Raw genomic sequence first — 22,839 nt, 5'->3', positions numbered from 1 at the left:
GCCGCGCTGCCGACGCGGGCCCTCGCCCGCCCGGCTTCGCGGCCAACCCCATCGCGAACCCGCCAAAGACCGAAGCCCCCATGCCGATCCGCCACTGCATCGTCCACCTGATCGACAAGAAACCCGACGGCAGCCCCGCCGTGCTGCACGCCCGCGACAGCGAACTGGCCACCTCGCAAGCCATGGAGAACCTGCTGGCCGACCTCAACGAGAGCTACAACGCCAAGCAGGGCAAGGCCTGGGGCCTGTTCCACGAAGAGTCCGGCGCCTACCCGTTCAGCGGCTGGCTCAAGGCCTACCTCGACGGCGAGCAGGATTTCACTGCCTTCAGCCGCCAGGCCGTCGAACATCTGCAGAAGCTGATGGAAGAGTCCAACCTCTCCACGGGCGGCCACGTGCTGTTCGCCCACTACCAGCAAGGCATGACCGACTATCTGGCCATCGCCCTGCTGCACCACAGCGAAGGCGTGGCAGTGACCGACGCACTGGACGTGACCCCGGCCAAGCACCTCGACCTGGGCCAGCTGCACCTGGCCGCGCGCATCAACATCAGCGAGTGGCAGAACAACAAGCAGTCCAAGCAGTACATCTCCTTCATCAAGGGCAAGAACGGCAAGAAGGTGTCGGACTACTTCCGCGACTTCATCGGTTGCCAGGAAGGCGTCGATGGCCCGGGCGAGACCCGCACCCTGCTCAAGGCCTTCAGCGATTACGTGGAAAGCGAGGACCTGCCCGAAGAGCAGGCCCGCGAGAAGACCAAGACCCTGGTCGGCTACGCCACCGGCCAGGCCAAGATGGGCGAGCCGATCACCCTGGAGGAGCTGTCCGGGCTGATCGACGAGGAGCGCCCCAAGGCGTTCTACGAGCACATCCGCAACAAGGACTATGGCATGGCCCCGGAATTTCCGGCGGACAAGCGCACCCTCAGCCAGTTCCAGCGCTTCACCGGGCGCGCCGAGGGGCTGTCGATCAGCTTCGAGGCGCACCTGCTCGGTTCGAAGATCGAGTACGACGAGGGCCGCGACATGCTGATCATTCGCCAGCTGCCGACCCAGCTGAAGGATCAGCTCAAGCGTCGCCAGGACTGAGATGAAGCCGCGCCTGGCCGATGCGCTGCTCGACGCCTGCCTGTGCCGGCCAGAGGCACCGCTGGCAGGCGATCCGGCACGCACCTTCGGCCTGGACAAGGCCGACTGCAAGGCGCGCCTGGAGCAGCTCAAGCCCTGGCTGCAGGAGCAGCAGACGCGCCTGTGGGCCAATCGTCAGCGGGCCCTGCTGCTGGTACTGCAGGGCCCGGATTGCAGCGGCAAGGACGGCGTCATCCGCCGCGTGCTCAGCGCCTGCAATCCCCAGGGCCTGGCGGTACACAGCTTCCAGGCGCCCACGGCGCAGGAACGCGGCCAGCATTTTCTCCACCGCTATCGCCAGCGCCTGCCGGCGCCCGGGATGATCGACGTGTTCAATCGCAGCCATTACGAGGCGCTGATCTGCGATCCGCTGGATGGTTTGTGCGGCGAGGATGAGCTGCCGGCGCGCCTGGCCGAGGTGCTGGCCTTCGAACGGCAACTGGCGCAGAGCGGCACCGTGGTGCTCAAGTGCTACCTGCAGATCGACAAGGGCGAGCAGTACCGGCGCCTGGTCGAACGCATCGAGAAACCGTCCAAACGCTGGAAGCTCAAGACCAGCGACCTGCTCTCGCACCGCCAGTTCGACGAGCGTCAGCGGCGCTGGGCCGACCTGCTGGGCGCCAGCCATAGCAGCGCGTCGCCCTGGTATGTGATCCCGGCGCACAAGCGCTGGCTGCGCGACCTTGTGGTTGCCAGCCTGCTGGCCCGCGAGCTGGAAAAGCTCGCGCTGCAGTGGCCGGATCGGCCGGCACCCTTTACTCTGCAGCAATTGCAAGCCGCCACCACCACGCACAAGGACGCGCCGCAATGAAGAAGATTCTGCTGATCCTCGCCGCCCTGGCCCTGTGGCAGAACTGGGACAGGATCGACCGCTGGCTCAACCCGCCGCAGGCCGGCAATGGCAGCGGCGAGATCGTGCTCTACGCCACCGCCTGGTGCGGCTACTGCGCCAAGACCCGCGAGCTGTTCGCCGAGGATGGCGTCGCCTACCGCGAAGTGGACATCGAGAAGGACAGCGCCGGCCGCGCCCGCTACCAGGCCCTGGGCGGGCGTGGCGTGCCGGTGATCGACCTGCGCGGGCAGGTCATCCACGGCTATGACGTACGCGCGATTCGCGCTGCCTACTGACCCGGCCGTGCCCCCCGCACAGCCCGGATACCCTCCGGGCCTTGCGCCAGCGGGAGAACAGGCGCTCAGCGCGCTTCGATGCGAAAGCCCAGACGCGGGAAGTGCACGTGCAGCACACCGGCCCGTTCGTCCTCGCGGCGCAGGATCAGTTCCTCGCGGCCGGCGAACAGCAGCTCGCCCTGTACCGGGTCGACGCCGTAATCGACTGCGGCGATGGTTACCGACTGGCCAACCTGCAAGCCGTTGGGCTCGATGAACTCTTCCTCCGGCAGCGCCGCCGGCGTCGCCTCACGCGCCACCGCGAGGGCCTGCTCGCTGCTCATCTCGCTGAACGAGCCGTGGCCGAAGCCCAGTACCCGGGCGAGCCAGGCGGATACCTCCGGGTAGTCGTCGACCAGCGGCGCGGTCACCGGCGTGCCGCGCAGGAACCACAGGCAGTGCGCGACCGAGAAATCGGCCAGCGACGGCTCGCCGAACAGAAAGTCGCCGTCCTCGCGCTGCAACTGCTGCTGCAGACGCCCCATCAGCGCCGGCCAGTTATGCTTGGCCTGCTCCAGCGGCACGCGGCTGGCGCTACCGCCGGAAAACAGCGCGCTGCGATCGGCGATAAAGGCCTGCTGCGCCGCCGCCGGCAGCCGGCCCATGCGCACGGCGATGGACTGCGGCTGGAATACCAGGGCCACAGCATGCTGGAACAGCACCGAGTCGGCCCATTGCGCCAGCAGACTGGTATTGAACTCCTGGCCTTCGGGCAGCAGTGCCGGGGTAGCTTTCTCCGCCTCCAGGCGGCGAGCGATCAGCGCTGTGTCGCAATAGATGTCGGCGCCCACCTGCAGCACCGGGGTCTTGCGGTAGCCGCCGGTCAGTGCGGTCAGATCGGGCTTGGGCATGATCCGCGGGATCTCCACCGAGCGCCACGAGAGCTGCTTGAAGCCCAGCATCAGGCGGGCCTTCTCGGCAAAGGGCGAGGCGTCGTAGTGGTGCAGGATCAGTTCGTGCATGGTGGGCTCCGTTGCGCAATCGAAGGTCCCAGCTTACCCGCCTCGCCTGGCGCCGCCCACCGCTTCAGGCTGATGCAGCGGCATCATTGGCCAGAATGAGGGCTTCCTTGGCGGCCTTGCTCAGGAGCTTGATCGCTCGCTCGCGGCGCAGTGCATCGCCCTTGCCGGCACAGGCCTCGACATAGGCCAGGGCCAGCGCCGGGCTGGTGTGGAAGAACCGTGCGCCCTTGCCCGCCTGGTGCTGGGCGAAACGTCGCTGCGGGTCGTCGCTGATGCCGCAATACAGCGCGCCGTTGGCGGCGCGGACCAGGTAGACGAACCAGGCTTTTTCGACTGCTGCGTTCATCCGCGCGCCGGGAACCACTCACGCGCCGAGCGCCACAGGCACATGCCGACGAAGTAGGCCGAAGCCAGCCACCAGAGGGCCAGCAGCCAGGGCTGGTTGGCGGGGTACTGCAGAATCAGCAGCGCGCTGGAAAGCATCCAGACGAAGGTCACCAGGATGTTCAGCGGCATGAACTGCCGCACGCGGAACGGATGCAGGAACTTCATCTTGGTCAGGGTCAGGCCGGCGAGCAGCACGATGATGCCCAGGGTGACCCAGGGGTGCACATCGAGAATGTAGAAATACAGCACCACCACGTTCCAGGCGGCCGGGAAGCCGACGAAGTAGTTGTCCTTGCTCTTCATGTTCAGGTTGCAGAAACAGAACAGCGAAGACACCAGGATCAGGCCCACGGCGAACAGCGGGGTGTAATCGGGCAACGGGATGAAGCGGTAGAGGAAAATGGCCGGGATGAAGACGTAGGTCAGGTAGTCGATCACCAGATCCAGGGTCGAGCCGTCGAAATGCGGCAGCACGCCTTTGACGTCATAACGCCGCGCCAGCGAGCCGTCGAGGCCATCCACCAGCAGGGCCAGGCCCAGCCACAGCAGGCATTGCTTGGGTTGGCCGTCGAGTACGGCGAGCAGTGCCAGCAGAGCGAGAATCACACCACTGGCTGTGACGGCATGAACCCCCCAGGCCTTGGCCTGTTTAACGGCAACGATCAGTTCGGTCACGGCAGGTCTCGATTGGCAGTGGAGATGTGCACCCCATGTGCGCACTCTTCATTGAAGGCTAAGACCGACTAGCCTACCACTGCGTTCAGTCGCCTGCCTCAGCGAGACGCGCGAAACTGGGCCAGGCCACGGGCGGCCTGCCGACGAATGGCAGCCTGTACCGGCGGCGCCCAGCCCAGCAGCAGGCCCTTGGCCCCCAGTGCCTGGCGTGTCCAGCGCCACAGATCGAAGTGATCGCGGTGCTCGACGATCAGCCCATCGCGAAACACGAAGTGCGCCTGGATGTGGTTGACCACCTGGCGGCCGGTGGCGCTGAAACGGTAGGTGGCGACCCAGCGCGCACTGCCCTCGCGCTCGTCGGCCTGCACCTGATCGAAGGTCAGCGAGAAGCCCTCGGCGCGAGCGCAGAGCATGCGCCACATGTCGCCCGCCTCGCTGCCGTTGAGGTCGGTGAAGGCGGGATCGGAGAAATGCACGTCCTCGGCGTAACAGGCCGCCATGGTCTCGGCATCGAGGTTCTGGAAGGCGCGGTAGAAACGCTGGATCAATTCGGCATTGGCATGGCTCATGGAGCGCTCCCGTTATCGGTCCTGTGCGCCGAGCAGCACGCGCAAGGCGCCAGCAGCTCGATGAATGAAGCCCATTGTGCGGCGGCGACAGGAGTTACGGCGATTGGCTATAACGACAACTTTGTGGCAATAATCGCCAACCTCTACTCCGGAGCAGCGCCATGCTCAATGTCGCCCTCTATGTCTGCCCGCAAACCATCTGCTCGAGCCTGAGCATGGCGCAGGATGCCTTCAGTCTCGCCAATCGGCTGGCGGGCACGCCGCGCTTTCACCTGCAGCGCTTCAGTCTCGATGGCCAGCCGGTGCAACTGGAGTTCGCCCACGTTCAGGTCAACGGCGGTCTGGACCTGGCCGAGCAGGCCGACCTGCTGATCCTGCCAGCCACCGGCAGCGCCATCTCCCGTACGCTGGAGGGCAATGCCGGCCTGCTGCCCTGGCTGGCTCGCCGCCAGCAGCAGGTGGCAAGCCTGTGCAGCAGCGCCTTTCTGCTGGCGGCAGCCGGGCTGCTCGACGGTCGCCAGGCCACCACCCACTGGGCCCTGGCCGAGACCTTTACCCGACATTTTCCCCGCGTGAACCTGCGCAGCGACCTGCTGCTGACCGAGGACGGCCCGCTGTTCTGCTCCGGCGGCGCCCAGGCGGGGCTCGACCTGTGCCTGCACCTGATCGCCCTGCATGGCGGCGAATGGCTGGCGCAGCAGGTCGCCAGCGCCATGGTGGTGGAGCGTCAGCGCGGCCCGCAGTCACGCTTCGCCCCTCTGCTGCCCGCCAGCGATGACAAGACCCTGGCGCCGCTGCTCGACTGGTTGCGCCGCCATCATGCCGAATCCGTCGATCTGGCCAGTCTGGCCGAGCAGGCGCACTGCTCGCCGCGCACCCTGCTGCGCCGCTTCAAGACCGCCACCGGGCTGACGCCCAACGACTACCTGCAGCGCCTGCGCATCGCCAACGCGCAGCAGGCGCTGGCCCGCTCCGGCGATTCGCTGGAGCGGATCGCCGCCGCGGTCGGCTATGCCGATCGCGCCACCTTCGCCAAGCTGTTCAAGCAGCTGTGCGGCGAGACGCCCGGCGCGTTTCGCAAGCGCATGCAGGGCAACGGGGCTGCGCCGTCGGTCCCGTAGGGTGCGCTGTGCGCACCATTCTGGGGACGCTGGACACTCGATAGGGCTATGGGTTCGCGGTGCGCACAGCGCAGCCTACTTCCAGGCGCATTCCGCGGCCATGAAAAAGGGAGCCCGAGGGCTCCCTTGTCATCTGACGCAACCGACTCAGTGCAGGATTTGGCTGAGGAACAGCTTGGTGCGCTCGTTCTGCGGGTTGGTGAAGAACTGGTCGGGCTCGGCCTGTTCGACGATCTCGCCCTTGTCCATGAAGATCACCCGATTGGCCACGGTGCGGGCGAAGCCCATCTCGTGGGTCACGCAGAGCATGGTCATGCCGTCCTGCGCCAGGCCGATCATGGTGTCGAGCACCTCTTTCACCATCTCCGGGTCGAGGGCCGAGGTCGGCTCGTCGAACAGCATGATCTTCGGCTTCATGCACAGCGCGCGAGCGATCGCCACGCGCTGCTGCTGGCCGCCGGAGAGCTGGCCCGGATACTTGTGCGCCTGCTCCGGGATGCGCACGCGCTCGAGGAAGTGCATGGCGACTTCCTCGGCCTGACGCTTGGGCATCTTGCGTACCCACATCGGCGCCAGGGTGCAGTTCTGCAGCACGGTCAGGTGCGGGAACAGGTTGAAGTGCTGGAACACCATGCCCACTTCGCGGCGGATCGCCTCGATGTGCTTGAGGTCGCTGGTCAGCTCGGTGCCATCGACCACGATGCGCCCCTGCTGGTGTTCCTCCAGGCGGTTGATGCAACGGATGGTGGTGGACTTGCCCGAACCGGACGGCCCGCACAGGACGATACGCTCGCCCTGCTGCACGCTGAGGTTGATGTCCTTGAGCACGTGGAACTGGCCGTACCACTTGTTCACGCCCTGCAGCAGGATCATCGGCTCAGCGCTGGGTTGTTTGTTGACTTCACTCATGACTCACTCCTAACGCTTGTGGCCGGTGTCCAGCTTGCGCTCCAGATGCATGGAGTAGCGGGACATACCAAAACAGAAAATCCAGAAGATCAGCGCCGCGAACACGTAGCCTTCGGTGGCCATGCCCAGCCAGGCCGGGTCGGTGGTCGCTTGCTTGATGCTGTTGAGCAGGTCGAACAGGCCGATGATGATCACCAGGCTGGTGTCCTTGAACAGCGAAATGAAGGTGTTGACGATGCCGGGGATGACCAGCTTGAGCGCCTGCGGCAGGATCACCAGGCCCATCATCCGCCAGTAGCCCAGGCCCATGGCCGCGGCCGCTTCGTACTGGCCCTTGGGGATGGCCTGCAGGCCGCCGCGCACCACTTCGGCGATGTAGGCGGACTGGAACAGGATCACCCCGATCAGCGCCCGCATCAGCTTGTCGAAGTGCATGCCCTCGGGCAGGAACAGCGGCAGCATCACCGAGGACATGAACAGCACGGTGATCAGCGGCACACCGCGCCAGAACTCGATGAAGGTCACGCAGATGACCCTGATCGCCGGCATGTTGGAGCGGCGCCCAAGCGCCAGCAGGATGCCCAGCGGCAGCGCACCGGTGATGCCGACGGCGGCGATCACCAGGGTCAGCATCAGGCCGCCCCACTGGCTGGTGGGAACCACGCTGAGGCCGAACACGCCGCCGTGCAGCAGGCACCAGGCGACGACCGGGTAGATCACCAGGAACGCCAGGCCGTAGAACGCCTTGCGTGGCATCTGCGGCACGAACAAGGGCGCAGCGCCGATGATCGCCAGCCACAGGGTGGTATCCACGCGCCAGCGCAGCTCGCTGGGATAGAAGCCGTACATGAACTGGCCGAAACGCTGCTGGATGAACACCCAGCAGGCGCCGCCGCTGGTGCAGTCGGCGCGGGTGCTGCCGCTCCAGGTGGCATCGATGAAGGCCCACTGGATCAGCGGCGGCACGATCAGCCAGATCAGGTAGATGGCGAACAGGGTCAACAGGGTGTTGAACCAGTTGGAGAACAGGTTGGCCTTGAGCCAGCCCACTGCGCCGACACTCATGCGTGGCGGCGGCAGATCCGGTTTGAAGGTATGAGACTGCATGGCTGCTCCTTACCGCTCGATCAGCGCAATGCGCTTGTTGTACCAGTTCATCAGCAGGGAAATGCTGATGCTGATCGCCAGGTACACGCTCATGGTGATGGCGATCACCTCGATGGCCTGGCCGGTCTGGTTGAGTACCGTACCGGCGAACAGCGACACCATGTCCGGGTAGCCGATGCCGGCGGCCAGCGAGGAGTTCTTCGCCAGGTTCAGGTACTGGCTGGTCAGCGGCGGGATGATCACGCGCAATGCCTGCGGGATGATCACCAGGCGCAGGGTGATGCCGGGGCGCAGCCCCAGCGAACGGGCCGCCTCGGTCTGGCCATGACTGACCGCCATGATCCCCGAGCGCACGTTCTCGGCGATGAAGGCCGCGGTGTAGATGGTCAGCGCCAGGGTCAGGGCCATCAGCTCGGGGATCATCACCCAGCCGCCGCGGAAGTTGAAACCGCGCAGCTCCGGCACGCTCCACACCAGCGGGTTGCCGCCGATCAGCACGGTCAGGCCGGGAATCACCACGATCAGCGCCAGGGAGGTCCACAGCAGCGGGAAGATCTTGCCGGTGGCCTCACGGCGCTTCTTGGCCCAGCGGCCCAGGGCGATGATGCCGACGATGGTGGCCAGCAGGACCACGGCGAACAGACCGAAACTCTCCGACGGACCGGGCGCCGGCATGTACAGACCACGGCTGTTGAGGAAGAAGGTTTCGCCGATGTCCAGGCTCTGCCGCGGTCCCGGCAGGGCGAGAAACACCGCGAAGTACCAGAAGAGAATCTGCAGCAGCGGCGGGATGTTGCGGAAGATCTCGATGTAGACGGTGGCCAGCTTGCTGATCAGCCAGTTCGGCGACAGCCGCGCCACGCCCAGGATGAAGCCGAGGATGGAGGCCAGCACGATGCCGATGAAGGACACCAGCAGCGTATTGAGCAGGCCGATGACGAATACCCGTCCGTAGGAATCGCTTTCGCTGTAGTCGATCAGATGCTGGGCAATGCCGAAACCGGCGCTGTTACTGAGGAAACCGAAGCCGGAGACGATGCCGCGCTTCTCCAGGTTGGTCTGAGTGTTTTGGAACAGGAACCAGCCGAGCGCCACGACGGCGATAACGGCGAGAATCTGGAACAGCCACGCGCGCACCTGAGGATCGGTCCAGACCGAACCTCGCGGGCGCGGGGCATTAGCAGTAGTTTGCATAACAGCCCTCTTGGAAGCCCCACGCCCGCTTGCGCGGGCATGGAGTTCACGTCATCAGGAACAACCGGCGCGCCATGCAGGCGCGCCGGTACAGACGATCAACGCACCGGCGGTGCGTATTGCAGACCACCTTTGTTCCACAGGGCATTGAGGCCACGCTCGATCTTCAGCTCGCTGCCGGCACCGACGTTGCGATCGAAGGACTCGCCGTAGTTACCTACCTGCTTGACGATCTGTACTGCCCAGTCCTTCGGCAGTTTCAGATCCTTGCCAAACTCACCTTCGGCACCGAGCAGACGGGCTACGTCGGGGTTCTTGGTGGTTTTGGCGGTTTCTTCCACGTTGGCGGAGGTCACGCCCAGCTCCTCGGCGTTGACCATGGCGAACAGCGACCAGCGCACGATGTTGAACCACTCGTCATCGCCCTGACGCACGACCGGGCCCAGAGGCTCCTTGGAGATGACTTCCGGCAGCACCACGTAGTCGTCCGGGTTGGCCAGCTTGATGCGCTGCGCGTACAGCTGCGACTGGTCGGAGGTCAGCACGTCGCAACGGCCGGCTTCGACCGATTTGGCGCTCTCGTCGGAGGTATCGTAGGTGATGGGGGTGTACTTCAGGCCGTTGGCACGGAAGTAGTCGGAGAGGTTCAGCTCGGTGGTGGTACCGGCCTGGATGCACACGGTGGCACCGTCCAGTTCCTTGGCGCTGGAAACACCCAGCTTCTTGTTAACCAGGAAACCCTGACCGTCGTAGTAGTTCACGCCAGCGAAGTTCAGACCCAGACCGGAGTCACGCGAGCTGGTCCAGGTGGTGTTGCGCGACAGGATGTCGACTTCGCCGGACTGCAGCGCGGTGAAGCGCTCCTTGGCGGTCAGCGGGCTGTACTTGACCTTGGTGGCGTCACCGAAAACCGCGGCTGCAACAGCACGGCAGACGTCGACGTCCAGACCCAGGTAATTGCCTTTTTCATCGGCGTAGGAGAAGCCCGGCAGACCGTCGCTGATACCGCACTGCACGAAGCCTTTCTTCTGCACCGCATCCAGGGTGGCGCCTGCCTGAGCAAAGCCACTGACACCGAGAACAGCTGCGGTGGTCAGCACAGCCAGGGTGGATTTCACCATCTTCATCAAAAACCTCCAGTTGCTCTTATTGTGTTGGAGTCTCCGTCCGCCTTCCCCACCCTTTTGAGGCACGCGATACGCTGGCAGCAACGCATCGACGAGAAGTTCGGACGTCAGGCGGGAGTCTAGTCGGCGATGCCCTCTGCTGGCCAACTGTTCCCACCCTGCCCATTGGTTGAACGGGCCAGAGACGGATCGTCACCCGTCCGGGCGATACAGCACCCGACGGTTCTGGTTAGGAACCCCACACAGCAGATTCCTGCCTGTTGAGCGATGGGCAATGGCAAAGTGTTACCGTTACCACACCGCGTCGTCAGTCCGGATGTGCTTTAGCAAGGCCCGTACCAGCCTCCTGCAGAATGCAGGATAAGCAAGGGTCAAGAGCAAAAGTTGCACCCGTGCGACAACTTATTCACAGATTAGACAAGCCTTGCACAGGGCGCCGCCCCAATTTGAGGCGCCCGCACCACACTGGAGCTACCAATGACCGCACCCATGATTCTGCAGCCCCCACAGGTCGCCGACGCCGCCGTGATCTGGCTCCACGGGCTGGGCGCCGACCGCTACGATTTCCTGCCGGTTGCCGAGATGCTGCAGGAGCGCCTGCCCACCACGCGCTTCGTGCTGCCGCAGGCGCCGACCCGCCCGGTGACCATCAACGGCGGCTGGAGCATGCCGAGCTGGTACGACATCCTGGCCATGAGCCCGGCGCGTGCCATAGATCATGACCAGCTGGAAGAGTCGACGCAGCAGGTGATCGCCCTGATCGAGGCCGAACGCGCAAGCGGCATCGAGCCAGGCCGCATCGTTCTCGCCGGGTTCTCCCAGGGCGGCGCCGTGGTGCTGCACACCGCCTTCGTGCGTTACCTCGAGCCCCTGGGCGGGGTGCTGGCGCTGTCCACCTATGCGCCGACCTTCGGCGACGACATGCAGGTGGCGGATACAAAAAGACAACTGCCGGTGCTTTGCTTGCATGGCAGATTCGATGACGTGGTGACCCCCGACATGGGGCGCGCCGCCTTCGACCGCCTGCACGCTCGATCTGTACCGGTACAGTGGCGCGACTATCCCATGGCCCACGAGGTCATTCCGGAAGAGATTCGCGACATCGGGGACTGGTTGAGTCAACGGCTGGACGGCTGATAGCGCCGTAGGGTGCGCCATGCGCACCAAAACCGGCGATGGCGTCGATCTGGTGCGCACGGCGCACCCTACCCGCTTGCACGTTGAACAGCCTTTGCCCTAACGGAGAGCTACACGCATGACGACAGCGCCCCTGATTCGCACCCTGCAGGATATCGAGCAGATCGAGAAAACCCCGCTCGCAGCGCGCGAGCTGCCCGCCAGCACCTACGAGCTGATCCGTCGCAGTGCCGCCGCCCAGCCGGACGCCCCGGCGCTGTCGTTCATCCTGCAGGGCACGGGCGATGAAACGCCGCTGCGCCTGAGCTATGCCGAGTTGCTGGGCAAGATCACCCAGACCGCCAACGCCTTCCACCGCCTCGGCCTGCGGCCGGGCAAGGCGGTGTCCTTCCTCCTGCCCAACCTGCCGCAGACCCACTTCACTATCTGGGGCGGCGAGGCGGCCGGCATCGTCAACGCGATCAACCCGCTGCTCGAACCCGCGCATATCGCTGAACTGATCCACGCCGCCGATTCCGAGCTGCTGGTGACCCTGGCGCCCTTCCCCGGCACCGACCTGTGGGACAAGGTCAGCGCCATGCGCGACCATCTGCCGGAGCTCAAGGCGATTCTCTGCGTGGACCTGGCCAACCTGCTGCCGGAACCGCAGCGCAGCGCGCTCAAGGCCCAGCGCGCCCCCCTGCCCGACGGCGTGCTGGATTTCGACGAGACCATCGCGACCTGCCCCGCCGACCACCTGGAAAGCGGCCGCAACATTCTGCCCGAGGACATCGCCAGCTACTTCCATACCGGCGGCACCACCGGCACGCCGAAACTGGCGCCGCACAGCCACGCCAACGAAGTGGCCATGGCCTACAGCATGAATCTGGTGACCCGCTTCGCCCCGGGCGATGTCACCCTCTGCGGCCTGCCGCTGTTTCACGTCAACGGCGTGGTGGTCACCGGCCTGACCGCCTTCATCGGCGGCGCCGAGGTGCTGCTGGCCACCCCGCAGGGCTATCGCAACACCAGCCTGATCGGCAACTTCTGGAAGGTGATCGAACGCTACAGGGTCAGCTTCTTCAGCGGGGTTCCCACCATCTATGCCGGCCTGCTGCAGGTTCCCAGCGAGGGGTATGACCTGTCCTCGCTGAAGTACGCACTGTGCGGCGCCGCGCCGATGCCGGTGGAGCTGATCCGCCAGTTCGAGGCCAAGACCGGGCTGACCCTGATCGAAGGCTACGGCCTGACCGAAGGCACCTGCGGCAGCTGCGCCAACCCGCCGGCCGGTGAGCGCCGCCCCGGCTCCATCGGCCTGCGCATGCCCTACTGCGACGTGAGCATCAAGGTGCTCGACGAACAGGGGCGCTACCTGCGAGATGCCGCGCCGAACGAGATCGGCAATCTGTGCATCCGCGGCGCCACGGTGTTCAAGGGCTACCTGCAGGCCAGCAAGAACGCCGACATCTGGGTCGACGGCGACTGGTTCAATACCGGCGACCTCGGCCGCAAGGACGAAGACGGCTATATCTGGCTGACCGGGCGCAGCAAGGATCTGATCATCCGCGGCGGCCACAACATCGATCCGCAGATGATCGAGGAGGCGCTGCACAAGCACCCGGCCGTGGCCCTGGCGGCCGCGGTCGGCAAACCCGACGAGAAGGCCGGCGAACTGCCGGTGGTGTACGTGCAGCTCAAACCCGGCGCACAGGCCAGCGAGGCCGAGTTGCTCGAGCACGCCGCGGCGCACATTCCCGAGCGCGCCGCAGTGCCCAAGGACGCCTGGATCATCGACGCCATTCCGGTCACGGCGGTGGGCAAGACCTTCAAACCGGCGCTGCGCTTCGATGCCATTGCCCGCGTCTACCAGAGCGCCCTGCGTGAGCTGCACCCCGATATTCGCGTCGAGGTGAGCAGCGATGACCAGCTCGGCCAACTGGCTCAGGTGTACCTGCCGAGCCAGGACCAGACGCTGATTGCAGCGGTCGGCCAACGCCTCGCAGGCTACGCCGTGGCGCATCGCATCAACCCGCAAGCGTGACGGCTTTCGCGCAGGGACGCGCGCCAGTTAACAACTCGGAATCGTCAAGTAACCATTGGTCGGCGTGGCCACGGGCAAGCATTGCCTCGCCTCGGGGGCGGGAATAATGTCGAAGGGCGTACGTGACCACGACAAGGAGCGTTTGTGATGCCATCTGGCCTCGATGCCAAGCCAGGCGCGACAGAACCGCGATGAAACCGGCGCACTGGCAGGCAGACCTGCATCAAATCCGACAACTGCGGCTGTTTCACAAGGTGGCCGCCAGCAGCCTGGACCACCTGCTGCAGGAGTTCCGCGCCTGCGAGCTGGAGGCTGGCGAAGTCCTGCTCTCTCCTTTCAACCGCAACCAGCATCTCTACCTGCTGATCGAAGGTCAGCTGCGCGTCTACCTCGGCTCGCTGGACAACCAGGCGGTCAGCACCCTGGAGGTCGGCGACTGCGCCGGCGAAATCAGCTTCATCGACAACGAACACCCTTCTGCCTACGTGGTGGCCGAGCGCCGCTCCACCGTCTTGCGCCTGCACCGCGAGTCGCTGGTGGCGCTGTTCCAAGAGTCGCCGCAGATGATGCAGAACCTGCTGGAGCTGCTCTGCGAGCGGGTGCGCAAGGGCAATCGGCTGATTCTCGACAGCGAGCAGAACGCCAACGTCGACACCTTGACCGGCTGCTTCAACCGGCGCTGGCTGGAGCATGTGTTCGAACGCGAAAGCACCCGCTGCGCCTTCAATGACGAGCCCTTGTCGTTGCTGATGCTGGATGTCGATCACTTCAAGGCCTACAACGACCAGCATGGCCATCTGGCCGGCGACTACGCCCTGTGCCTGGTCGCCCATACCCTGCGCAGCCAGCTGCGACCCAAGGACAGCCTGATCCGCTTCGGCGGCGAGGAGTTCGTCATCCTCCTGCCGGAAATCTCCGCCGAGTCCGCACGCGGCATCGGCGAGCGCCTGCGTGTCAGCCTGGAGCAGATCGCCTCCTTCTATTCCCCGGTCGGCATCCTGCCCGGCGTGACCATCTCCATCGGCCTGGCGCAGATGCAGCAGAAGGACAGCCTGCAGGGCCTGATCGCCCGCGCCGATGCCGCGCTGTACCAGGCCAAGCAACAGGGGCGCAACTGCCTCTGCGGTTAAGCCCTGCTCAGCATGCTGCGCAGGGCTCACCCTACTCCAAGAGTGCAGCGCTTCCCTGCTAGAGTGGCCGGCATAACAACACGCCTGGATGGCCCTCGATGCGCAAACTGCTGATCGCCCTGCTTCTGCTGGTACCCCTCTCCGCCCTGGCCGTGCTGGGCCTGCCTCAGGTCATCGACGCACAGATGAACAGCGTCGCCAGCCCGCCGCCCTATCCGGCCAGCGCCAGCGCGCAGAAGCTGCACCAGGGCCTGTTCGTCGCCGATCTGCACGACGACGCCCTGCTCTGGGAGCGCGATCTGCTCAAACGCTACGATTACGGTCATTCCGACCTGCCGCGCATGCTCGAAGGCCGTCTCGGCCTGCAGGTGTTCTCCACCGTGACCAAGACCCCGCGCGCCCTGAACATGGAGAGCAATGAGGCGGACAGCGACAACATCACCCTGCTGGCCATGGCCCAGCGCTGGCCGCGGGAAACCTGGAACAGCCTGCTGCAGCGCGCGCTGTACCAGGCGCAGAAACTTCAGGACGCCGCGGCCGGCAGTGACGGGCGCCTGGTGCTGATCCGCAGCCGCGACGATCTTGCCCGCTTCATCGAGGCCTGGGAGAAGGACCCGCGTCGCGTGGCCGGCCTGCTCGCCACCGAGGGCCTGCAACCCATCGAGAACAGGCTGGAAAACGTCGATGCGCTGTATGACGCCGGTTTTCGTATCGCCGGGCTGACCCACTTCTTCGACAACGAGGTCGGCGGCTCGGCCCACGGCCTGAAGAAAGACGGCCTGACCCCGCTGGGGCGACAGGTCATCGCGCGTCTGGAAGAAAAATCCATGCTGGTCGACCTGGCCCACGCCTCGCGCCCGCTGATCGACGACGTTTTGGCCATGGCCACGCGCCCGGTGCTGGTCTCGCACACCGGGGTCGAGGGCACCTGCCCCGGCACGCGCAACCTCAGCGACAAGCACCTGCAGGCCATCGCCGCCACGGGTGGAGTGATCGGCATCGGCTACTGGAGCACCGCGGTGTGCGACACCTCGGTCGCGGCCATAGTCCGCGCCATCCGTTACACGGCGGACAAGGTCGGTGTCGAGCACGTCGCCTTGGGGTCGGATTTCAACGGCACCGTACACACGCCGTTCGATGTCACCGGCCTGGCGCAGCTCACCGAAGGCCTGCAGGGCGCCGGCTTCTCCGCCGAGGAGATCGCCGCGATCATGGGCGGTAACGTCCAGCGCCTGCTGCTGGCCAGTCTGCCGGAGAATTGAGTCCCGCCCCTTGACAGGCGCGAGCGAAGCACTTCGCCACGCCCGCGTCTTGCATTACACTGGCGGGCGTTCACTCCTTAACCAATCGATGAGAAGCCCGTGCTCAAAGCACTCAAGAAAATGTTCGGCAAAGCCGAAGACGAGCAGCCACAACCAGCGCCGTCACCCGCAACAGCGCCCGCCCAGAGCCGTGGCGCAGACGACAAGCGTCCCCGCAAGAACAAGCCCGCCCGCCCAGCCAGCGAGACTGCGAGCGACAGCCCCGCGCCACAGCAGCCTCGCCCGCCCAAGGCCGACAAACCGCGCCGCGAGCGCCCGGCCAAGCCGGTGGACAACTGGAAGCTGGAAGACTTCGTGGTCGAGCCGGCCGAAGGCAAGACGCGCTTCCACGACTTCAAGCTCGCCCCCGAGCTGATGCACGCCATCCACGACCTCGGCTTCCCCTACTGCACGCCGATCCAGGCCGGCGTACTGGGTTACACCCTCAAGGGCCAGGACGCCATCGGCCGCGCCCAGACCGGCACCGGCAAGACCGCCGCCTTCCTCATCTCGATCATCACCCAGCTGCTGCAGACGCCGCCGCCGAAGGAACGCTACATGGGCGAGCCGCGCGCGCTGATCATCGCGCCGACCCGCGAGCTGGTGGTGCAGATCGCCAAGGACGCCGTCGCGCTGACCAAGTACACCAAGCTCAACGTGATGAGCTTCGTCGGCGGCATGGACTTCGACAAGCAGCTCAAGCAGCTCGAATCGCGTTTCTGCGACATCCTGGTCGCCACCCCGGGCCGCCTGCTGGACTTCAACCAGCGCGGCGAGGTGCACCTGGACATGGTCGAGGTGATGGTGCTGGACGAAGCCGACCGCATGCTCGACATGGGCTTCATCCCGCAGGTGCGCCAGATCATCCGCCAGACGCCGATGAAGGGCGACCGCCAGACCCTGCTGTTCTCCGCCACCTTCACCGAAGACGTGATGAACCTGGCCAAGCAATGGACGGTCAACCCGGCCATCGTCGAGATCGAGCCGGAGAACGTCGCCAGCGACACCGTCGAGCAGCACGTCTACGCCGTGGCCTCCAGCGACAAGTACAAACTGCTGTACAACCTGGTGACGCAGAACGCCTGGGACCGGGTGATGGTCTTTGCCAACCGCAAGGACGAAGTGCGCCGCATCGAGGAGCGCCTGACCCGCGACGGCGTCAGCGCCGCGCAGATGTCCGGCGACGTGCCGCAGCACAAGCGCATCAAGGTGCTCGAAGGCTTCCGCGCCGGGCATATCCGCGTGCTGGTGGCCACCGACGTGGCCGGCCGCGGCATTCACGTCGACGGCATCAGCCACGTGATCAACTTCACCCTGCCGGAAGACCCGGACGACTACGTGCACCGCATCGGCCGTACCGGCCGTGCCGGCAGCAGCGGCACCTCGATCAGCTTCGCCGGCGAAGACGACGCCTTCGCCCTGCCGCCGATCGAAGCGCTCATCGGCCGCAAGATCCAGTGCGAAATGCCGCCGGATGAGCTGCTCAAGCCGGTACCGCGCAAGCACTGAGCCATCGCAGGTAAAACAAAGGCGAAGCCGCGAGGCTTCGCCTTTTTTATTGCCCCAAGCCCTGCCCGCCACCCTTCGGGCTGTCGCGGGGCGGGGTGAGGAATCACTCCCGGCCATTTTCCGGCCAGGCCTCGTGCCCCCCTTCGCCGGGTGCGCCGCGCGCGCAGGCCCTGGCCTGATCGCCGCACCGCTCAGCGACGCAGGCAACCACGAGCCATCCGGTCCCTCCCATCTATACCCATGCGTCATCCACGGACAGCCGGCGGCCATGTCCCTTGCCGGACAAATACAAATAAGTCCAGAATAGACAAATAAGTTCATCCTGGATTTCACCGCCATGCCCAGCACCCCGCCCTATCTGATCCATCAGGCCGAAGCCGCCCAGCTCCTCGCCCGCATCGATGTCGTGCAAGCCATGCGCGGGATGTTCCGCAGCCTGGCGCGCGGCCAGGCGGTGCAGCCGGCCCAGCAGCTGGTGGAATTTCCCGACGGCGGCGACTTCATCAACTACCTCGGCGTGCTCGCCGAACAGCGCGTATACGGGGTCAAGACCTCGCCTTACATCCCGGGTGAACATGGCGCCATCGTCACCGCCTGGACCCTGCTGATGTCGATGGACAACGGCCAGCCACTGCTGCTGTGCGATGCCGGCGAGCTCACCACCGCCCGTACCGCGGCCACCACTGCCGTGGCGGTGGACGCCCTGGCGCCGGCCACGGCCAAACGCCTGACGGTGATCGGCAGCGGCCCGGTGGCGCGTGCCCATGTACGTTATGTGCAGGGCCTGCGCGACTGGCAGAGCATCCGCCTGTACTCGCCAAGCCTGGTGGGCAAGCACGGCGTCGAGCTGCTGCAACTGCAGCAGCTCGATCCGCGCATGCAGTTGTGCGCGAGCCAGGCCGACGCCTGCGCCGACGCCGATGTGGTGATGCTGTGCACGTCCTCGGCCAGCCCGGTGCTCGACCCCGGCGAACTGCACAAGCCGGCGCTGATCACCTCGATCAGCACCAATGCGCCGCGCGCTCATGAGGTGCCGCCGGCCAGCCTGGCGCAGATGGACGTCTATTGCGACTACCGCGCCACCACCCCGGCCAGCGCCGGCGAGATGCGCCTGGCCAGCGAGCAGCACCTGTGGGACCGCGCGCTGATCCGCGGCGACCTGGCCGAGCTGCTCGACGACTCGGCGCCCTTGCCCGACTACCGTCGCCCGGTATTCTTCCGCTCCATCGGCCTGGGTCTGGAAGACGTCGCCCTGGCCCACGCACTCCATCAACTCAAGCAGGCCGCGGAGGGCTGAGCATGCAGCATGCCGATTACCTGATCGTCGGCGCCGGTATCGCCGGGGCCTCCACCGGCTACTTCCTCGCCGGCCAGGGCAAGACCATCGTCCTTGAGCGCGAGCGCCAGCCCGGCTACCACAGCACCGGCCGCTCGGCGGCGCTGTACACCGTGGCCTACGGCACGCCGCAGGTGCGCGCCCTGACTGCCGCCAGCCGCGCCTTCTACGACGCACCGCCGCCCGGCTTCGCCGAGCACCCACTGCTCAGCCCGCGCGGCGAACTGGTGGTGGACTTCAGCGGCGATACCGCCGAGCTGCAGCGCCAGTTCCTTGAGGCCCGCGCCCAGGTGCCCGAGGCCCGTCTGCTCGATGCCGACCAGGCCTGCGCGCTGGTACCGGTGCTGTGCCGCGACAAGGTTCAGGGCGCCCTGTTCGACCCCAGCGCCGCCGACATCGACACCGATGCCCTGCACCAGGGCTACCTGCGCGGCATTCGCCAGCAGGGCGGGGAGATTCACAACGATCGCGAAGTGCTGCGCATCGCCCGTGACGGCGACGCCTGGCTGGTCGACTGCGGCGCCGAACAGTACCGCGCGCCGGTGCTGGTCAACGCCGCCGGCGCCTGGTGCGACGAGCTGGCCCGGCTGGCCGGGGTCGCCCCCATCGGCCTGGTGCCCAAGCGCCGCGCCGCCTTCACCTTCCACGGTCCGGAGGGCGTCGACTGCCATGCCTGGCCCTGCGTGGTGGACCTGCACGAGGCCTTCTACTTCAAACCCGATGCCGGCCAACTGCTCGGCTCGCCGGCCAACGCCGATCCGGTGGCGCCGCACGACGTGCAGCCGGAGGAACTGGATATCGCCATGGGCATCTACCAGATCGAGGAGCACACCAGCCTCAGCATCCGCCGCCCGGCGCACACCTGGGCCGGGCTGCGCAGCTTCGTCGCCGACGGCGACCTGGTGGCCGGCTACGACGGCCGGGCCGAGGGCTTCTTCTGGGTCGCCGCCCAGGGCGGCTACGGCATCCAGACCAGCGCGGCCATGGGCCAGGCCAGCGCCGCGCTGATCCGCCGCCAGCCGCTGCCCGAGGCGCTGACCCGCTTCGGTCTCAGCGAAGCCATGCTCAGCCCTGCGCGCCTAGGCAGCCCGGATGCAGGCCGGGAATAAACCCGACGCCCGTCGCAGATCGCATCCGCAGCCGGGGGCGGCGCCGGCGCGTCCTGATGACTCCCCCGGCGCTTTGCGGCACACTCGTCGCGCCGACCCAGGAGCCCACCGCATGACGCCCCGCCCCGCCGCCGACCTCGACAACTACCGCGCCATCGCCGACGCCATCGCCACCCTGTTCTTCCCCCATGCCGAGGTGGTGCTGCACGACCTGCGCACGCAGAAGATCGACCATATCGCCAACAACATCTCCAAGCGCGCGGTGGGCGATGACGCCGCCCTCGAAGACATGCTCGACGACGCCGGCGACGCGCGCAACATCGGCCCCTACGAGAAGCTCAACTGGGACGGGCAGAAGATCCGCTCGGTCAGCAGCGTGCTGCGCGATGCCGGCGGCAAGCCGGTCGCGCTGCTGTGCATCAACCTCAATATTTCGCTGTTCGAGAGCGCCCGTCAGGCACTCGACCTGTTCCTCTCGGCGAACAAGCTGATCCCCCAGCCCGACGCGCTGTTTCGCGACGACTGGCAGGAACGTATCAACACCTTCCTCCACGCCTGGCTGCGCCAGCGCCAGCTCGGCCTCAACCTGCTGACCCGCGAGCACAAGCGCGAACTGGTCGAGGCGCTGCACGCCGAAGGCGCGTTCAAGGGCAAGAGCGCCGCCAACTACGTGGCCAACGTGCTGAACATGGGCCGGGCGACGGTGTACAAGCACCTCAAGGAAATCAAGGGCGAGGGCTAGCCCCATGGTTCTGCGTGAGCCGGCCGTGCGGCTGCTGCAAGGCCTTGGCATCCCCCTCAGCGCCGGCCTGTTCATCGGCCTGCTCACCGGCGAACTCCGCCATGACCGGCTGTGGCTGGAATGGCCTCTGACACTCGAACCCGGCAGCCATCCAGCCAGCGAGGTGCTGTTCGCCTCGCTACCCGGCCTGCTGTTGTTCTTCGCCTGCTCCGCACTGGGTCTGCTGCGTCGTCACGGCGGCCCGGCACTGATCGCGACCTTTGTCGCGGCAGCCGCACTGGCAGCCTACTGCTGCGCCGTGGCGTTCGCGCCATCCTTCGGCAACACCTGGGCGCCGGGGGAAATCTTCCGCGAGCTGTACCTCGCCCACTGGCAACTGTGGGTCCTGTCGCTGATACCGGGGCTGCTCCTGGTGTTGCTGTTGCAAGCACCTTGGCCGCATACCCCATAGCCCCGCCGGCAAGCGCCGGCGGGGGCTCGCCGCGTCACTTCTGGCTGTAGCTCTGGATCAGGTTGGCGTAGGCCGGCAGGTGCCCGCCGAGGATGCCGCCGAAGCCCTCGATGTCGTTGCGCCAGTCGCGGTGCAGTTCGCAGCCGACGCTGAACCAGTTGAGCATCTGCGCGCCGGCATGGGCCATGCGCATCAGCGCGGCATCGCGCACGCTGGTATTGAAGGTGCCCGAAGCATCGGTGACGACGAAGACCTCATAGCCGGCCTCCAGCGCCGACAGGGTCGGGAAGGCGACGCAGACGTCGGTGACCACCCCGGCGATGATCAGCTGCTTGCGCCCGGTGGCTTCGATGGCCTTGACGAAGTCGGCGTTGTCCCAGGCGTTGATCTGCCCCGGCCGGGCGATATAGGGAGCATCGGGGAACATGGCCTTGAGCTCGGGCACGATCGGACCGTTGGGGCCGTTCTCGAAGCTGGTGGTGAGGATGGTCGGCAGGTTGAAGAACTTGGCGATATCGGCCAGCGCCAGCACGTTGTTCTTGAACTCGTCCGGCGAGTAGTCACGCACCAGCGAGAGCAGGCCGGCCTGGTGGTCGACCAGCAGCACGACGGCATCGTCCTTGTTCAGACGCTTGTAGGTAAAAGACATGGCGTAGCCTCCATTGGCAGTGAGCGAATCAACCCGTAGTGGGGGATTTCAAGCGTAGCCGCCAGCGCAACGTTCCACCTCCCGCCACCCGGCGAAATGGCTTTTCGCTTTGAACGAACAATCACCTGCGGCGACCAGGCGTTATGCTGAGCGGCATCCCGAATCCCCCGCACGGTCGTTCCATGAAACTGGATATTCAAGAAATCGAAACCTTCCTGCGCGTCGCCGAACTCGGCAGCGTCAGCCTCGCCGCCCAGCAGCTGGGGGTGGCCAAGTCGGTCGTCAGCAAGCGTCTCAGCGACCTGGAACGCAACCTGGGCGCCCGGCTGCTGTTTCGCTCCACGCGCAAGGTGGCGCCGACCGACAGCGGCCAGCGCTTCTATCACCAGGCCAAGGCCGCGCTGGCCGAACTGCAGAGCGCCGCCGAGGCGGTGGCCTTCGAGGATGGCAGCCTGGCCGGCAGCCTGCGCATTCTTGCGCCGATGAGCTTTGGCACCTTGTGGCTGGCGCCGCGGCTGGCTGAGTTCATGCGCCAGCATCCGCAGCTGGAACTGGCCCTGCAGCTGGACGACCGCGTCAGCGACTTCGAGCGCGAAGGCTACGATCTGTGCCTGCGCATCTCGCGCCTGCACGACAGCGCCCTGATCGCCCGGCGCCTCGGCAGCAGCCCGCGGGTGGTGTGCTGCAGCCCGGACTACATCCGCGAGCATGGCGCGCCCGAGCGCCTGGAGCAGCTGCTCGAACACCCCTGCATCGGCTACTGCAACCTGAGCGCCGGGCAGTTGTGGTCGTTCGACGATCCGGCTGACCCGCAGCGCCCACTGACCCTGGCGGCCGGCGGGCGCTTCACCAGCAACAACGGCGAGGCCATGCGCGACGCGGCCCTGGCCGGCCTGGGCGTGGCGGTGCTGCCGCGCTTCATCGTGCAGCGCGACCTGCAGGCTGGCAGGCTGGTGCAGGTGCTGGCCGAGATCAGGCCCACCGACGATCAGATCCACGCCCTGTATCCGCGTGCGCGGCGTGCCTCGCCCAAGGTCCAGGCGCTGTGCGACTTCCTGCAGCAGGCGCTGGCGCTGGAGAGCTGGGCGGGGCCGTAGCGAGTGGCTTTAG

At 66.1% G+C, this 22,839-nt stretch carries 23 protein-coding genes; 14 read left to right on the top strand and 9 right to left on the bottom strand.

What is annotated here, in order from left to right; translation table 11 throughout:
* Positions 1-80: 80 nt before the first annotated feature.
* The 3 genes from yejK to L1F06_RS05595 are packed head-to-tail and all read left to right on the top strand — an operon-like array spanning position 81 to position 2,255.
* On the top strand, positions 81-1,088 hold the full coding sequence (gene yejK, locus L1F06_RS05605) for a nucleoid-associated protein YejK (protein WP_012019539.1): 1,008 nt from the start codon (positions 81-83) through the stop codon (positions 1,086-1,088).
* 1 nt (position 1,089) lies between these two features.
* Positions 1,090-1,938 carry a polyphosphate kinase 2 family protein gene (locus L1F06_RS05600; RefSeq protein ID WP_129483899.1) on the top strand — a complete coding sequence of 283 codons (849 nt, stop codon included), beginning with the start codon at positions 1,090-1,092 and terminating at the stop codon, positions 1,936-1,938.
* The gene (locus tag L1F06_RS05595) at positions 1,935-2,255 is read left to right on the top strand and encodes a glutaredoxin family protein (protein ID WP_129483898.1); all 321 of its coding nucleotides are present in this window, start codon (positions 1,935-1,937) and stop codon (positions 2,253-2,255) included. The genes L1F06_RS05600 and L1F06_RS05595 overlap by 4 nt, the downstream gene beginning before the upstream one ends.
* Positions 2,256-2,320: 65 nt before the next feature.
* Here L1F06_RS05595 and L1F06_RS05590 read toward each other — a convergent pair whose 3' ends face one another.
* From L1F06_RS05590 to L1F06_RS05575, 4 genes are all read right to left on the bottom strand, one after another.
* Entirely contained in the window at positions 2,321-3,256 is a 936-nt protein-coding gene (locus L1F06_RS05590) for a glutathione S-transferase family protein (protein WP_003246438.1), read from the bottom strand.
* Between the two features lie 64 nt (positions 3,257-3,320).
* Complete coding sequence (locus L1F06_RS05585; RefSeq protein WP_129483897.1) at positions 3,321-3,602, bottom strand: GIY-YIG nuclease family protein; 282 nt, start codon at positions 3,600-3,602, stop codon at positions 3,321-3,323.
* Positions 3,599-4,318, bottom strand: coding sequence for a phosphatidylcholine synthase (gene pcsA / locus L1F06_RS05580; RefSeq protein WP_003246435.1), 720 nt, complete (start codon positions 4,316-4,318; stop codon positions 3,599-3,601). Before pcsA ends, L1F06_RS05585 begins: the two co-directional genes overlap by 4 nt.
* Positions 4,319-4,416: 98 nt before the next feature.
* Positions 4,417-4,887, bottom strand: coding sequence for a nuclear transport factor 2 family protein (locus L1F06_RS05575; RefSeq protein WP_003246433.1), 471 nt, complete (start codon positions 4,885-4,887; stop codon positions 4,417-4,419).
* Between the two features lie 161 nt (positions 4,888-5,048).
* Between L1F06_RS05575 and L1F06_RS05570 the strand changes: the two genes are divergently transcribed.
* Positions 5,049-6,008 (top strand): GlxA family transcriptional regulator, encoded by a 960-nt coding sequence (locus L1F06_RS05570; protein ID WP_129483896.1) that lies wholly within the window; start codon positions 5,049-5,051, stop codon positions 6,006-6,008.
* Positions 6,009-6,155: 147 nt separating this feature from the next.
* Here L1F06_RS05570 and L1F06_RS05565 read toward each other — a convergent pair whose 3' ends face one another.
* The 4 genes from L1F06_RS05565 to L1F06_RS05550 all read right to left on the bottom strand — a co-directional run bounded on the left by L1F06_RS05565 (position 6,156) and on the right by L1F06_RS05550 (position 10,345).
* A complete protein-coding gene (locus L1F06_RS05565; RefSeq protein ID WP_003246429.1) occupies positions 6,156-6,917 on the bottom strand; it encodes an amino acid ABC transporter ATP-binding protein in 762 nt (253 codons plus the stop codon).
* A 9-nt stretch (positions 6,918-6,926) separates the two neighbouring features.
* Positions 6,927-8,024 (bottom strand): amino acid ABC transporter permease, encoded by a 1,098-nt coding sequence (locus tag L1F06_RS05560; protein WP_129483895.1) that lies wholly within the window; start codon positions 8,022-8,024, stop codon positions 6,927-6,929.
* A gap of 9 nt (positions 8,025-8,033) precedes the next feature.
* Positions 8,034-9,218, bottom strand: coding sequence for an amino acid ABC transporter permease (locus L1F06_RS05555; protein ID WP_012019545.1), 1,185 nt, complete (start codon positions 9,216-9,218; stop codon positions 8,034-8,036).
* A gap of 98 nt (positions 9,219-9,316) precedes the next feature.
* Positions 9,317-10,345, bottom strand: a complete 1,029-nt coding sequence (locus L1F06_RS05550) for an amino acid ABC transporter substrate-binding protein (protein WP_003246424.1) — start codon at positions 10,343-10,345, stop codon at positions 9,317-9,319.
* A 477-nt stretch (positions 10,346-10,822) separates the two neighbouring features.
* On the opposite strand from L1F06_RS05550, the gene L1F06_RS05545 reads away from it, so the two are divergent.
* The 9 genes from L1F06_RS05545 to L1F06_RS05505 all read left to right on the top strand — a co-directional run bounded on the left by L1F06_RS05545 (position 10,823) and on the right by L1F06_RS05505 (position 21,080).
* Complete coding sequence (locus tag L1F06_RS05545) at positions 10,823-11,482, top strand: alpha/beta hydrolase (RefSeq protein WP_129483894.1); 660 nt, start codon at positions 10,823-10,825, stop codon at positions 11,480-11,482.
* A gap of 118 nt (positions 11,483-11,600) precedes the next feature.
* On the top strand, positions 11,601-13,502 hold the full coding sequence (locus L1F06_RS05540) for an acyl-CoA synthetase (protein ID WP_129483893.1): 1,902 nt from the start codon (positions 11,601-11,603) through the stop codon (positions 13,500-13,502).
* Positions 13,503-13,693: 191 nt separating this feature from the next.
* Complete coding sequence (locus tag L1F06_RS05535) at positions 13,694-14,632, top strand: GGDEF domain-containing protein (RefSeq protein ID WP_003246418.1); 939 nt, start codon at positions 13,694-13,696, stop codon at positions 14,630-14,632.
* A 98-nt stretch (positions 14,633-14,730) separates the two neighbouring features.
* Positions 14,731-15,894, top strand: a complete 1,164-nt coding sequence (locus L1F06_RS05530) for a dipeptidase (protein WP_129483892.1) — start codon at positions 14,731-14,733, stop codon at positions 15,892-15,894.
* Between the two features lie 99 nt (positions 15,895-15,993).
* Positions 15,994-17,442, top strand: coding sequence for an ATP-dependent RNA helicase RhlB (gene rhlB, locus L1F06_RS05525; RefSeq protein WP_012019549.1), 1,449 nt, complete (start codon positions 15,994-15,996; stop codon positions 17,440-17,442).
* Positions 17,443-17,779: 337 nt separating this feature from the next.
* The gene (locus L1F06_RS05520) at positions 17,780-18,739 is read left to right on the top strand and encodes an ornithine cyclodeaminase family protein (protein WP_096827241.1); all 960 of its coding nucleotides are present in this window, start codon (positions 17,780-17,782) and stop codon (positions 18,737-18,739) included.
* 2 nt (positions 18,740-18,741) lie between these two features.
* Complete coding sequence (locus L1F06_RS05515) at positions 18,742-19,887, top strand: NAD(P)/FAD-dependent oxidoreductase (RefSeq protein WP_129483891.1); 1,146 nt, start codon at positions 18,742-18,744, stop codon at positions 19,885-19,887.
* A 112-nt stretch (positions 19,888-19,999) separates the two neighbouring features.
* Positions 20,000-20,629, top strand: coding sequence for a helix-turn-helix transcriptional regulator (locus L1F06_RS05510; RefSeq protein WP_003246409.1), 630 nt, complete (start codon positions 20,000-20,002; stop codon positions 20,627-20,629).
* A 4-nt stretch (positions 20,630-20,633) separates the two neighbouring features.
* Positions 20,634-21,080, top strand: a complete 447-nt coding sequence (locus L1F06_RS05505; RefSeq protein ID WP_129483890.1) for a hypothetical protein — start codon at positions 20,634-20,636, stop codon at positions 21,078-21,080.
* 34 nt (positions 21,081-21,114) lie between these two features.
* On the opposite strand, the gene ycaC is transcribed toward L1F06_RS05505, so the two are convergent.
* Positions 21,115-21,729, bottom strand: coding sequence for an isochorismate family cysteine hydrolase YcaC (gene ycaC, locus L1F06_RS05500; RefSeq protein ID WP_003246407.1), 615 nt, complete (start codon positions 21,727-21,729; stop codon positions 21,115-21,117).
* A gap of 182 nt (positions 21,730-21,911) precedes the next feature.
* Here ycaC and L1F06_RS05495 point away from each other — a divergent pair, with 182 nt between their 5' ends.
* Entirely contained in the window at positions 21,912-22,826 is a 915-nt protein-coding gene (locus tag L1F06_RS05495) for a LysR family transcriptional regulator (protein WP_230090043.1), read from the top strand.
* The last annotated feature ends 13 nt before the right edge of the window (positions 22,827-22,839 follow it).

It is taken from the genome of Pseudomonas hydrolytica, assembly GCF_021495345.1.
Taxonomy (GTDB): domain Bacteria; phylum Pseudomonadota; class Gammaproteobacteria; order Pseudomonadales; family Pseudomonadaceae; genus Aquipseudomonas; species Aquipseudomonas hydrolytica.
Note: the sequence above shows the minus strand (reverse complement) of the source record. Positions and strands in the feature narration are given on the sequence as shown.